This is a genomic window from Mycobacterium sp. E735 (genome assembly GCF_001666955.1).
GTDB lineage: Bacteria > Actinomycetota > Actinomycetes > Mycobacteriales > Mycobacteriaceae > Mycobacterium.
This window is the reverse complement of record NZ_LZIX01000246.1, coordinates 1-14,291: the sequence shown is the minus strand read 5'-3', so window position 1 is coordinate 14,291 and position 14,291 is coordinate 1. Positions and strand designations below refer to the sequence as shown.

The following is a 14,291-nucleotide window of genomic DNA, read 5'->3' as shown; positions in this document are numbered from 1 at the left end:
CCCCTCAGCTCGCATCCAGGGCCGACAAGTCCACCAACGCCAACTCCACCTGCTGCGAGCCGAGGTCGCCGTCGCCGGAAGCGGCGGACATGGCGTCCCCGATCAGCTCCCGCAGCGCCAATGGGAAGCGCCGCGCCAGCGCTTCGGCGCGCGCGCCCTGCACCCGGCGGGTGTCGTACCACCAGTCGAGGTGCAGCACGCCGGAGTGGCGGTACACCCGAAGCTCGATGGCATGGCCCAGGCCCGGGATCGTGTCGCGCACCGGCATGGCCGCGTCCGAGTCGAATTGCACCGGCGCGTCGATGGGCGGCAATTCGGGGATCATGCCGACGTACCGGAAGTGGACGTCGGCGGGCGGCACGGCCGAGAGTGCGCGTGCGGTGGGCGCGTAGAGGTGCCGCAGCAGCCCGTATCCGATCCCATGGTGCGGAACGGATTTGAGGGTGTCGCGCACGTCGGTCAGCAGTTCGCTCGCGCCGGTGTCGTCGCTCGTCGCGCAGCGAAGCGGCACCGGATAGATCGTGGTGAACCGGCCGACGGTCCTGCGCAGGTCCACGTCCGGCCGCAACACCGAACGGCCCGCCCCCTCCAGGTCGACGGCGAGGACGCCGGTGCCGATCGTCTCGGCGATGGTCCTGCCGAGCGCCGCGAGCAGGATCTCGTCGATCGACCAGCCGAGCGCGCGCCGCAAATCGTCGACCTCGGAGGTCTGCTCGACGGTGAGCGCCGACGGCACCTTGGCCAGGTCGTCGCCCAGGGGCCGGTCGGTGACTTCTGGGTCCGCCGGCCGCAGCGTCGCGCGGCCCGAGCTCTCCAGCCAGAAGTCGCTCGTATCGAGGACCGCGGGGTGGGTCGCGAGGCCGGCGACGCGCAGCGACCAGTCCCGCCACGAGGTGGTGGTCGGCGGCAGCGAGATGTCCTCTCCCGCCAGCCGTTGCGTGAATGCGGTGAAGATGTCGGCGACCAGGATCTCGCGGGAGGCGGTGTCGGCGACGGCCTCGTGCAGCGACAACGTCAGGTAGCGCGCGTCGCCGGGGTCAGAGAGGAGGCTGGCGGTCAACGGCGCGGCGAGGTCGTCCTGTGCCGTGAGCTCGGCCACGACGTCGAGCACCGCCGCCCGCTGCGTGTCGGCATCGGTGCCGGGCAGCGTCCGCGACGACAGATGATCGAATTCGGCTGCCTCCGTGACGCACTGGACCCAGGTCCCGGCGTGCTCGACGAGCTGTAGCCGCAACGCGTCGTGGTGGTTGGTCACTGCGGTCAGCACCGCCCGGACGTCGTCGAGGCTGACCGTCGGATCGAGGCGCAGGATCAACGGCACGCGCCAGCGCCCCGCCCGCCGCACGCCGCTCTCGAGGAACTGCGCGACGTTCGGAGGAACGGCCGGACGGGACGCGGCGTCGGGCGCTTTCGCCAGCGAACCCGCCGCGTATTTGGCGTCGACGTGGGCCGCCAGGGTGGCCAATGTCGGGTTGCCGTAGAGATCCTGGGGCGTGACATCCAGCCCGGCGTTGCCGGCGTTGGTCGCGATGCCGATCGAGATCAGGGAGTCGCCGCCGAGGTCGAAGAAGTTGTCGTTGCGGCCGATCGAGTTCAGGCCCAGGCATTGCATCCAGATCTGCCGCAGCGTCGCCTCGGTGTGCGATTGATGCCCGTTCGTGGACGCATCGGCGCTGTTGGCGGCAGCGCCCGGGGCTTCGGGAGTCTCGGTGGACCGGTCGAGCCAGGCGAGGGGTTTCGCGTCGACCCAATGCCGTTCGCGGGCAAAGGCGTAACCGGGCAGGGAGACCAGCCTGGGCGTCGGCCCGGTCAGCGGTTCCCAATCGACGGGCACACCGGCCGCCCACAGTTGGCCGAGCCCGAGCAGGAAGGTGTCCCGGTCGTCGACGTTCTGAATCGGATGTCGCATCAGGCGAACCGCGCGGTGGCCACTCGACCACTTCGGGTGCCGCATCGCCGAGCCCGTCAGGCTGCCGCCGGGACCGACCTCGACGAGCACGCGGCCCGGATCGCTCAAGAGCACGTCGAGCTCGTCGGCGAACCGGATCGTGGAACTGATCTGGCGGGCCCAGCTGGCCGGGTCGGTGATCTGCTCGTCCGACATCCAGGTCCCGGTGAGGTTGCTGAGCAGCGGCGTGTCGGGGCGGCGCAGCTCGACGCCGGACAGGAACTGCTGAAATTCGGCCGCCATCGAATCCATTGCGCTGGAATGGAATGCGTGTGTCGCCCGCACGCGCCGGGCGGTGATGCCCGCCTCGCGGAGCCGCTGGGTGAACGCGCGGATCTCGTCGCCTGCCCCGGCGACGACGCAGTTGCCGGGATCGTTGACCGCGGAAAGCTCGACGCCCGGGGTGAGGTAGGGAGCGATGTCGTCGGGGCCCAGCGCGACGGCGACCATCGAACCGGGCGGGGACTCGTGCATCAGGCGGGCGCGCAAGGCCACCAGCGTGATCGCCGTCTCGAGGCCGAACACCCCGGCCAGCGTGGCCGCGATGTACTCACCCGTGCTGTAACCGATGTACGCCCCGGCACGCAGCCCGTAGTGTTCGGCCAACCGCGCCAGCGCGTATTCCACCGTGAACAGGGCGGGCTGGGAGCGGTCGATGCGCTCCAGGTCGGTTGCGGCGTCACCGAATATCAACGCCTTCAGGTCGATGCCCATCTCATCGCCGAATCCCGCGACGCAGGCGTCGAAGTGTTCGGCGTACGCGGGCTCCGTGTCGTAGAGGCCCCTGGCCATGCCGACGTGCTGGGCGCCCTGCCCCGGGAACATGAACACCACCCGCCCCGCGGGGTTTTCGCCGCCGGCGAGGGATTCGCCGACGAAGACGTTGTCGTGTTCGGCGGCCCGCAGCACGGTGGCCGCATGATCGCGGTCGTGCACCACGGCCGCCATGGTGAGGCGGTGCTTGCGGCGTCCGGCGAGGGTGTGGGCGACGTCGGCCGGTTCGGGACCGTCCGGGCCGGCCAACGCGTCGGCCAGTGCGGCGCGCGACTGCTCAAGCGCCGCCGTGGTTTGCGCCGACAGCAGCAGCACCTGGGGACCGGGTGGCGCGGCGCGGTCCGGAACGTGGGGCGCCTCCTCGACCACGACGTGGACGTTGGTGCCGCCCACCCCGAACGAACTGACGCCGGCCCGCCGCGCACCTTCGGAATCCCACGCCCCGTAGGTGCTGCGCACCGTGAACGGGGTCTCGTCGAGGTGCAGCTCCGGGTTCGGGCTGGTGAAGTGCAGCGTCCCGGGGATCGCCTTGTTCTTCAGGCACAGAATGGTTTTGATCAGGCCCACCACGCCGGCCGCCACCTCCAGGTGGCCGATGTTCGACTTGACCGACCCGAGCACGCAGGGGCCGGGCCGGGGCGCCTGCGACACGGCGAACGCGGAGCGCAGACCCTGGACCTCGATGGGATCGCCGAGCGGCGTGCCGGTCCCGTGTGTCTCGACATAGCTCACGGTCGACGCGTCGACGCCGGCCACCGCGTGGGCTTCCGCGATCACGTCGGCCTGGGCGGCCGGATTCGGTGCCGCGTAGCCCATTTTCATCGATCCGTCGTTGTTGATCGCCGATCCGCGGATGACGGCGTGAATGCGGTCACCGGCGTCGAGGGCGGCCTGCAGGGGCTTGAGGGCCACGATGGCCACGCCGCTGCCGAATACGGTGCCGTCAGCCCGCACGTCGAAGGGTCGGCAATGGCCGACCGCGGACACCATGGAGCCCGGCGAATTCCAGTACCCCACATGGTGGGGGACCGACAGCGACACCCCACCCGCGAGGGCCAGGTCGCATTCCCCGCTGAGCAGGCTCTGGCACGCGAGATGGACCGCGACCAACGAGGACGAGCACGCGGTCTGGACCGTGATGCTCGGGCCGCGCAGGTCGAACTGATGGGACACCCGGGTGGCGAGAAAGTCCTTGTCGTTCTGCAGGAACAGGTTGAACTGCTCGAAGTTCAGACCCGTCCCCATGAAGGCGTCCTGGGCGCGATGTGACGAAAGATTGTGCAGGAGATAGCCACTGGGCGAGCTGGTCCCGTACACGCCGATCGAACCGTCGAACCGGGCGGGGTCGCAGCCGGCGTCCTCGAACGCGTGCCACGCGCACTGCAGGAACAACCGGTGCTGCGGGTCCAGCATCCGGGCGAGCTGGGGCGGAAAGCCGAAGAATTCGGCGTCGAATTCGTCGACCCCGTCGACGATCGGTGCGCGCCGCACATACGCCGGGTTCGCCAGCACGTCGTCGCCGACCCCGGCGGCTTTGAGCTCCTGCTCGGACAGCGTGGTGATGGACTCCTTGCCGTGGCGCAGGTTGTCCCAGAACGCCGACACGTCGTTGGCGCCGGGGAATCGTCCGGCCATGCCGACCACCGCGATCGCGTTGGGCGGCAACTCCGTCGAGGTCGTGCTCATGCTTGGTGTCCTCGCTTCCGCCGCAGTGCGGCTTGTTGGCGCGCGGCCGCGCGCTGCTGCGCCCGGTCGCGAACCGCGTCTTCCTGCTCGAGTGCCTGTGCATCGCCGGCCAGGCCGAGCTGGCGGACCAGGTCGGCCGTGAGGTCGTGCAGCGACGCCCCTTGCAACAGGAGTGCCACCGGCGGCTCGACCCCGAAGTCCGCGCGTGCCGAATTCCGGATGCGCACCGCCATCAGGGAATCCATCCCGAGCTCGATGAGGGGAACATTCGGGTCGACGGCCGATCGATCCGCGTAGCCCATGACCGCGGCGATGCGTGCCCGCAGCCGATCGGTCATCAGCGCTTGCGCCGCAGCGGATTCCAGCCCGTCCAGCGCCTCGGGGCCCGCCCAGTCGCCGCCGTCGCCCGCGGCCTCCAGTTCGGCGACCACGTTGGTGAAGTAGCCGAGTTCGCGGATTTCGGGGAAGGCGATGAGCGCCCGGTCGGGCCGCAGCCGGCCGACGCCGGTGTGGCATCTGCCGCTGGCCAGCAGCGGCTCCATCGCCGCGGCGCCCTCGGCGGGAGTGATGGGATCGAGCGCGCCGCCGGCGAGCGTGCGGGCGAGCCCGACCTCTGCCCACGGGCCCCAGTTGATCACCGCGGCGGGCAGGCCCGCCGCCCGCCGCCAGTCGACCAGGGCGTCCAGCCAGGCGCTCGCGCACGCGTACGAGGCCTGCCCCGGGCCGCCCAGCATCGAGGCGGTGGACGAAAACCCGAGCCACCAGTCCAAGTCGCAACTGGCGCTGGCCTGATGCAGTCGGAGCGCCCCGGTGACCTTGGGCGCCCACACCCGTTCGACGCTCTCCCTGGTCATCGAGAACACCAGGCTGTCGTCGAGCACGGCGGCCGCGTGCAGGACGCCGCGCAGGTTAGATTCGCCGGCGGCGGTCACCAGTTTCTGGGCGACGCCTTCGGTCGCGATGTCGTCGGTCACCACGACGATCTCGGCGGTGCGCTCCAGTTCGGCCAGGACCGCGCGCTGCTGCTCCGACGGTTCGCTGCGCCCGTTGAGGACGAGTCGCGCGGCGCCGCTGTCCACCAGCCATCGCGCCATGACGAGGCCGAGGCCACCGAGTCCACCGGTGACGATGTAGGACGCTCCCCGCCGGACGACGTCCCCTGTGGTGCGTTCGCCGATGGCCGCCCGGGTGAGGCGTTCCGCGTAACGCTGCCCGCCGCGCCACGCGACCACGTCGTCGACCTGCCCCGAAACCGCCTCGGACAGTTCGGCGTTGAGCGCTGTCGCGGGATCGCCGTCGAGGTCGACCAGCGTGGTCCGCAGCTCGGGGTGCTCGTAGGCCAGCACCCGCACCAGTCCCTTGAGCGCGCCGACCCCGGGCTGGCCTGCCTCCTCGTGCACCGCCAGGCCGCCCTGGGTGACCAGCCAGAGCCGCGGCGATCGACCGTGCCAGCCGCCGACGATCGCGCGGATGACGGTCGACACCGCCCAGACCGTTTCCCGTGCCCGGCTTATGCCGTCGTCGCCGACGCCAGGGTTGGGGGCCACGAACACGACCACGCCGACGGGTGGGCGCTCGGGATCGCCGGCCGCGTCGGCGAATGCGGACAGGATGGCGGACTCGTCGTACAGGTCGGCGGTGACCACCCGGCGCGCCGGTGAGCGCCAGCCCGTGGCGAACGCCGCCGCACCCTCGCGGGTTTCGGCGGCGGCGAGCACCAGCCAGCTGCCGGGGGCTTCGGAGCCGGCGGCCGCGATCGGCCGGGACACCCAGGTGGTGTCGAATACCTTCTGCGACAGGGGAAGTGGGACGCTGCGCCGCTCGACGCGGCGCAGGTAGATGTCGTTGATCTCCGCGGTGACCGTTCCGGCGTCGTCGGTCAACACGATTCTGCCCAGCTTGCCCACGCCGCCCTCGTCGAGGTTGGTCAGCTGGACCCGGCAGCGGGCGCGCCGGCCGGGGTCGCCCGAGACCCGGATGGCGTCGAAGGACACCGGCAGGTAACTGGCTTCGGCGGACCCGGCGAGTTCGTCGTCCGGCATCGCGGCGGCCAGGCTCTGCAGCGCGGCGTCCAGCATGACGGGGTGCAGCCGGAACGCGGGATGCCGCGGCGCCTCGTCCGGGAGGATGATTTCCGATTCGACGAACCCGCCGGGCATCCGGTGGATGGTGGCGAGCGCACCGAAGGCGGGGCCGTGGTACTGGCCGGCGTGGCGCAGCACGCCGTACAGGTCGGCCGGTTTGATCTCGGTGTCGCCGTGCCCGGGGGGCGCGGGCCGGTCGGGGCGGGCGTCCGACGTCCGCAGCTCGGCCCTGGCGGTGGCGTGTCTGACCCAGCCGCCGGACGATCGCGAGTAGATCTCGATGCGGGTCTTGTCGTCTGCTCCGCGGGTCAGCTGGGTGGTGAGCTGGGTGTGGTCGCCGAGGGTGAGCATCTGCTCGACCTCGAGCTGGTTGATCGAGATGCCCGCAACCGGCACGCCCAGCGCTTCACTGGCTGCGGCCAAGGCGATTTCGGCGAACGCCGCGCCGGGCATGACGGCCTGACCGAACACCTTGTGGTCGGCGAGCCAGGGGGAGACCGCGGTGCCGGTGTCGGCCCGCCACACGTGGTCGCGGCTGGACGGAACCTCGATGTGCGCGCCCAGCAGTGGGTGGGCGGAGACCGACTCCGACATCGCGGACCGGTCGGCGACCCAGAATTGGGTGTGCCGCCAGGGCGTCACCGGGATGTCGGCCAGACGGCCGTGGTCGGCGCCGGGCGGGGTTTGCGCGACGGCGGCCAGCTGGGTGTGGAAGCTGGTGGTGTCGTCGGTGTCGCGGTGCAGCGTGCCGATGACGTGGCGGGCTTCGGCCCCCAGCGTGTCGGCGATGGCGTGGGTGAGCAGCGGGTGGGGGCTGATCTCGACGAAGGTGTGCCGGTCGGAGCCGGCCCGGCTGACGGCCTGGTGGAAGCGCACCGGGTTGCGCAGGTTGGCGGCCCAGTAATCGGCGTCGGGCAGCGGCGTGGGCCCTTCCGTGGTCGTGCTGAGCATTGGGATGGCCGGCGCCTTAGGTTCCAAATCGGCGAGCGCAGAACGTAGTTCGGGCAGGATCGGGTCGACGATCGGGTGGTGCGAGGCGACGTCGACTTCGATCCGCCGCGCGAGCAGGTTTCGGGCGACGACGGCCGCGATGACCGCGTCCACCTGTTCGGGCGGCCCGGCGATGACCGATTGGCGCGGTGAGGCGTGCACGGCGAGCGTCACCTGGGGGTAGTCGGTGATCAGTGCTCCGGTCGCCTCGGCGTCCAGTTCGAGCAGCGCCATCGCGCCCTGGCCCGACAACCGGGCCATCAGCGCCGACCGGGTGGCGATCACCCGCAGCCCTTCGGCCGGCGTGAGCGCGCCGGACACCACGGCGGCCGAGACCTCGCCCATCGAGTGCCCGATCACCGCGTCGGGCTCGATCCCGTAGTGGCGCCACAGCGCGGTGAGCGCGAGCTGAATGGCCACCAGCACGGGCTGAATGTTCTGGATGCCGACCACCGGCTGACCGTCGGCCAGGGTCCGCTGCAGCGAAAACCCGGTCTGGGCAACGAAGTCGGGTTCGAGTTCGGCGATCGCGGCCGCGAAGGCGGGCTCGTCGGCCAGCAGGGGGCGGCCCATGCCGGCCCACTGCGCGCCCTGGCCGGAGTAGACGAAGACCGTGCCGGTGCGCCGGGCGGCCTCGACGGGAGCGAGCACGCCCGGCGCCGGCGCGCCGGCGGCCAGGTCGCGCAGCCCGGCCACCGCGGCGGCGGTGTCGCGGGCGACGACGGCTCCGCGCCAGTTGTGCTGGGCGCGATGATGACTCAACGTGTGCGCGACATCGGCCAGCGGCGTCGCCGCGCCGGCGCCGCTCAGCCAGTCGGCCAGCGTCGCGGCCATCGACGCCAGCCGCTGCGGCGTCTTCCCCGTCACCACCAGGGTGGACAACGCGGGCGCGGGATGCGGCTGCGCCGGTGCTTGATCGGGCGCCTGCTCGATCACCACATGCGCGTTGGTTCCGCTCAGGCCGAACGACGACACCGCCGCCCGGCGCGGGCCCGCCGTGGGCCACGGCGTGCGCCCGGTCGGCACGAACAGCCGCGTCGAGGAGGCGTCGATCGCCGGGTTCCACCGGGTGAAGTGCAGGTTGGGCGGGATGAGCCCCCGGTTCACCGCCAGGATCGCCTTGATGAATCCGGTGACGCCCGCGGCCGCCTCCAGGTGCCCGAGGTTGGTCTTGACCGATCCCAGCGCGCAGCCGCCCTCGCCGCGTCCGTAGGTGGCCGCCAGCGCCTCGAACTCGATGGGGTCACCCAGTATCGTTCCGGTTCCGTGGGTTTCGACGTAGTTGACGCTGTCCGGCGTGGCGTCGGCCTGCCGCAGCGCGGTGGTGATCACGTCGCGCTGGGCCGCCGCATTGGGCGCCGTCATGCCGTTGGACCGGCCGTCGGAGTTGATGGCCGACCCGCGCACCACGGCGAGCACACGATCGCCGTCGCGGGTGGCGTCGGACAGCCGCTTGAGCACCACCACCCCGCAGCCCTCGCTGCGCACGAACCCGTCGGCCAGGGCGTCGAAGGTCTTGCAGCGGCCCGTCGGTGACAGGGCGGACCATTTGGACAGCGCGATGCTGGTGAACGGCGACAGGGAGAGGTGCACCCCGCCCGCGAGGGCGACGTCGCTCTCCCGCAGCCGCAGGCTTTGGCAGGCCAGGTGGATCGCCACCAACGACGACGAACACGCCGTGTCGACGGCGACCGCCGGGCCGCGCAGCCCCAACAGGTAGGAGATGCGGCCCACCGCCGCGCTGTGCGGGTTCCCGGTGCTCATGTATGCGTCGATCTCGGCGCGCCGCTCGAGGTTGAGGATCGTGTAGTCCCATGCCGAGATGCCCATCAGCGCGGCGGTTCGGCTGCCGCTCAACGAATCCGGGGGCAGGCCGGCATGTTCGAGCGCTTCCCAGGCGACCTCGAGGAGCATGCGCTGCTGGGGGTCCATCGCGACCGCTTCGCGGGGGGTGATGCCGAAGAAGTCGGCGTCGAATCCGGAGACGTCGTCGACGAAGCCGCCCCATTTCGTCGTCATCCGGCCCGGCGCCTGGGGGTCGGGGTCGTAGAACTCGTCGGCGTCCCACCGGTCCGCCGGTACCTCGCCGACGGCGTCGCGGCCGTCGACTAGGAGTTGCCAGAAGCTCTCCGGCCCGGCGACGGCGCCGGGCAACCGGCAACCGATGCCCACCACCGCCACCGGTTCGGCGATGTCGGTCGGGAACGCCGTTCCCGCGCGGACAAGCTCACGTGCCAGGACCTCGCGCGCCTTCGGTGACATCTGCGCTGCGCGTTCGGCAATGCTCGTCATTACTCACTGCCCCCCGTTGCGGTTTCCAACTCGCTTGCCGCCACCAGATCGGACAGCAATTCCATCTCCTCGTCCGACAGGGCGGTGTCCCCGTCGGACGGTTCGTCGCCGTCGGTGAGCGGCGCGTAACCCAGCCGCTCACACAGCGCGCCGGCGAGGTCGGTGATCGTCGGGTACGCCCACACAAGGGCGGCCGGCAGCGTTGTGCCCAGGCTGGATTCGAGCCGGTTGCGCAGTTCGAGGGCCATCAGCGAGTCGAGGCCGAGCGACTGCATGGGGCGGCCCGGGTCGATCGGCTCGGTCGAGCGCAGCACTGCCCGGATCTCGTCGGCGATCGCGGTGGCGAGGCGGGCGGGGCGCTCGGCGGCGTCCAAGGCGTCCAGTTCGGTGCGGATGGCGCCGCCGCCGTGCCGCTCGGCCGTCGCGTCGTGCAGGTTGGCGAACAACGACGACCCGGCCGCGGCGGGGAAGGATTGGAACCACTGCCGGGCGTCGAGACTGAACACGCCGGTGCGGGCCCGGTCGGCCGACAACGCCAGCTGCATGGCCTCGAGCCCCTGCTCGACCGTGATCATCGCGACGCCGAGGTCGGCGAAGAATTGGGCGCGGCCCACCTCCGACCATGGGCCCCAGTTGATTCCGACCGCGGGCAGTCCGGCCGCGCGCCGGTGGGCGACCAGGCCGTCGACCCACGAGTTGGCGGCGGCGTAGGCGCCCTGGCCCGGCGCGCCCAGCAGCGAGGCCACCGACGAGAACACCAGCCACCAGTCGAGGTCCAGGTGGGCGGTGGCCCGATGCAGCAACCAGCCGCCCGCGACCTTCGGGGTGAATACGCGCCGGGCGGCCGACTCCGACATGTTCAACACGATCTCGTCGTCGAGGACCATGGCGCTGTGCAGGATTCCGGCCGGCCGGAAGCCGGCGTCCTCGACCGCGCGCACCAGCCGCTCGGCCGTGCCCGGCTCGGCGATGTCGCCGGTAACCACCTCGATGCGGCCGCCCGCGGCGTTGAGCTCCGTGATGGTGGCGGCCACCTCGCCGGTGGGGCCCGAACGTCCGTTCAGCACAACCAGTCCCGCGCCGCGCTCGACCAGCCAGCGCGCGACGACGAAGCCGAGGCCACCCATGCCGCCGACGACGATGTAGCCGCCGTCCCGGCTGACCAGGGGTTGCGGTGGCGGTGCGGCGATCGCGGCGAGGCGGCCGCCGGCCGGGATCGAGACGACGATCTTGCCGGTGTGCCGCCCGGAGGCCATCAGCGCGAAGGCGTCGCCGGCGTCCTGCAGGCCGAACTCGGTGACCGGGAGCACCTGCAGGCGGCCCTCCGCCACATGCCGCAGGATGTCCGCGAGCATGCGGCGGTAGCGTGCCGGTTGCAGTTTGAGGTTCAGGTCCAGGTCGACCACGGCGAACGACGCGCTCTTCGCCAGGGCCGCCAGCCCCAGCCCGGCGTCGGCGTGCACGTCCTTCTTGCCCAGCTCGATGAACCGGCCGCCCGGGGCGAGCAGCTTGACACCGCGGTGAATCGCTTCGCCCGGAAGGGAATTGAGGATGACGTCCACCCCGTAGCCGTCGGTGAGGTCGCGGATCTCGTCGGCGAAATCGACGCTGCGGGAATCGCCGGCGTACTCGACCCCAAGGCTCCGCAGCATTTCGCGTTTGGCGTCCGAGCCGGCCGTCGTGTAGATCCGGGCGCCGAGCATCCGGGCGATCGAAACGGCGGCCAGTCCTACGCCGCCGGTGGCGGAGTGGATGAGCACGCGTTCGCCGGGGGCCAGCCGCCCGACCTCGCACAGGGAATGCCAGGCGGTCAGGTAGGCGATGCCGAACGCGGCCGCCTCGCCGTCGGGCAGCGCGTCGGGGACGGGCGCGACGAGGTCGGCCAGGGTGGTCACGTGGGAAGCGAAAGTGCCGGGGCCGAAAGCGATCACGCGCTGGCCGATTTCGACGGAGTCGACGTCGGGGCCGACGGCGGTGACCAGGCCGACGCACTCGCCACCGACGACGGGCGGCGCCCCGTCGAGCCCGGGGTAGACGCCCATCGCCTTGAGCACGTCGCTGAAGTTGAGGCCCGCGGCGACGACGCGGACTTCCACCTGGCCGCACCCGGGTGGAATCCGCTTAACGGCGTGGAGGTTCAGGGCGTCCAGCCGTCCGGGTTGATCGGTCTGCAGCCGGACAGCTTCCCCGCGGTCCAGGTCCACGACGGTGCGGCGCGGCTGGGGGGCGAGGTCACCGGTCGCCGTGGTGGGCGCGGGCACCACCCGGTTGACGTATCGGTGCGAGTCGCGCAGCGCGATCTCGTCGTGGTCGGACCCGGCGAGCAGCTCCGCGGCCAGGTCGGCGACCGAGGCGATGCCGTCGGCGTCGGTGTCGATCAGGGTCGGCTTGAGTTCCGGGTGCTCGAAGGTCAGCACCCTGGTGATGCCGCGAAGTTGCGTCTGCGCCAATGTGACCCGATTGGCGGGACCGAGCTGTTGGGCGCCGCGGGTGACGATGTACAGCCGCGGGCTGTTCCGGGCGCCCATCCTGGTCACCGTCTTCGCGATGCCGGCGACCAGCAGCGTGCGCGCCTGCGCCAGGGCGAGTTGGGCGCGGTCCGCGAGCGACTCGTCGACGGCCCGTGCCGGACAGACCACGGCGATGGCATCCCACGGGGTTCGGGTGATCGCCGCGCGCAGCCCCGCAGGGTCGGCCGGGGAAACCATGTCGACCTCGGCCGCACCGTCGCTCAGCGCCGACCGCAGCGCGGGGAGCAGCGGGTCTGCGTCGTCCTCGTCTCCGATCAGCAGGACGCCGGCGAGCGTGCCGGCCGGTTTGTCCAGTGGGGTGAGCTCCCATTCCAGCGCGAACAGCCGGTTCCCGAGTTCCGTTGTGCCCCGGCCCGATCGAAGCACCGCCATCTCCACCTCGTCGACGACGAGCAGCGGTCGTCCGTCCCGATCCGTCAGGACGACGTGGCCCACCAGCCGGTCGGGGTCGCCGGTGGTGGTCAGCGAGCCGAACGAGCGCACGCCGTCTGCCACGTTGCCGTAGACGTGGACACCCGCGAAACGCGCTGGCAACACGATGATTTCGCGGGCGTTCTGCCCGCCGGCCAGGTCGATCGCGGCCCGGGTGGCCCCGAGCGCCTGGACGGCGATGTCCATCATGACCGGATGCAACACGACGTTGCGCGATCCGGTCCTGGCCGACGCGGGCAGGCGCACGTCCGCGCGGGCCGCTCCCGACGGGGTGACGGTGAGGCCCACGATCCCGCGGAAGGCCGGGCCGTGCTGTTGTCCGGCGCCGCGCAGCCGCTCATACAGCTCGTCGGGGTCGAGCTCCGTCACGCCGGGTTCGTCGGCCGGCAGCGACGGCAGCGCGCGTTCGGTTTCGCGGGTGAGGGTGGCGGTGGCGTGTTTGACCCATCCCGAAGCGGCGTTGTGCGTGCGCATTTCGACGCGACAGGTCTGCTCGTCGCCGGCGAGCGTCGTCACCAGCGCGGTGCCGTCGCCCACGTGCAGCAGGTGGTCCAGGCTGAGGTCGCGGATCATCCAGGGTTCGTGCTCGGGGCCGCCGAAGGCGTCCGTCGCCGCGGCCAGCGCGATGTCGGCGTAGGCCGAACCCGGCAGGACGCAGAGATCGTCGATGACGTGATCACCGAGCCACAGCAGGTCGGGGCCGAGCTCGCATTCCCAGATCCGGGTGCCGGTAGTGGGGTCGGTCACGCCGGCCCCGAGCAGCGGGTGGGTGTTCGGGGCGTGGTGGCCGGCGGTGGTGGGGGAGATCCAGTGCCGGGTGTGCTGCCACGGCGTTTTCGGTAGCGGGGGGTGCGGTCCCGGGGGATGCGGCGTATGGGGCGGGCGCGTGACGTGGGCGGTGTTGAGGTTGGTGTGGAAGGTCAGGGTGTCGTGGGCATCGCGCTGCAGGGTGCCGATGCTCAGGTAGCCGTCGCGGTCGGCGAGGGTTTCGCTGATGGCGTGGGTCAGCAAGGGGTGCGCGCTGACTTCGATGAAGGTGTGGTGCTCGGCCGCCGCGGCTTCGATCGCCTGCTGGAAGCGGACCGGGTTGCGCATGTTGGTGGCCCAGTGGTCGGCGTCGAAGGCCGGCCGGCTGTTCAGGTCCGCGTAGGTGGTGGAGATGATCGGGATGGTCGGTGGGCGCGGGGACAGATCGGCGAGTTGCGCGCGCATCAGTGGCTGCAGCGGGTCCATCGCCGGGTTGTGCGGCGCCACTTCGATATTGACCCGGCCGGCGAAGTGGTTCTGCGCGCGGACCGTGTTGATGAGGTCGTCGATCGCCTGGGTCGGTCCGGCGATGACGGTCTGGCGCGGCGAGCCGTAGATCGCCAACGTCACCTGCGGGTGGTCGGCGATCAGCGCCTCGGTCGCGGCGGCGTCGAGCTCGAGCGCGGCCATGGTGCCCTGCCCGGACAGCGGGGCCATCAACCGCGATCGTGTCGCGGTCACCCGCAATCCCTGGGCGGGCGTGAGCGCACCGGCCACCACGGCGGCGGCGACTTCGCCCATGGAGTG

General features: G+C 71.5%; 3 protein-coding genes. All 3 read right to left on the bottom strand.

What is annotated here, in order from left to right:
- Positions 1–4: 4 nt before the first annotated feature.
- On the bottom strand, positions 5–4,408 hold the full coding sequence (locus A5704_RS20290) for a type I polyketide synthase (RefSeq protein ID WP_067890703.1): 4,404 nt from the start codon (positions 4,406–4,408) through the stop codon (positions 5–7).
- Positions 4,405–9,774: a type I polyketide synthase gene (locus A5704_RS20285; RefSeq protein ID WP_067890700.1), complete on the bottom strand. Its 5,370-nt coding sequence runs from the start codon at positions 9,772–9,774 to the stop codon at positions 4,405–4,407. The genes A5704_RS20290 and A5704_RS20285 overlap by 4 nt, the downstream gene beginning before the upstream one ends.
- The coding region (locus tag A5704_RS20280; protein ID WP_067890733.1) for an SDR family NAD(P)-dependent oxidoreductase at positions 9,774–14,291 on the bottom strand (4,518 nt) is incomplete at its 5' end. The genes A5704_RS20280 and A5704_RS20285, both read right to left, overlap by 1 nt.

Bases quoted from the DNA above. Each gene is read 5' to 3' on its own strand.
- A5704_RS20290 (WP_067890703.1), bottom strand. From the start codon at position 4,408: ATGAGCACGACCTCGACGGAGTTGCCGCCCAACGCGATCGCGGTGGTC.
- A5704_RS20285 (WP_067890700.1), bottom strand. From the start codon at position 9,774: ATGACGAGCATTGCCGAACGCGCAGCGCAGATGTCACCGAAGGCGCGC.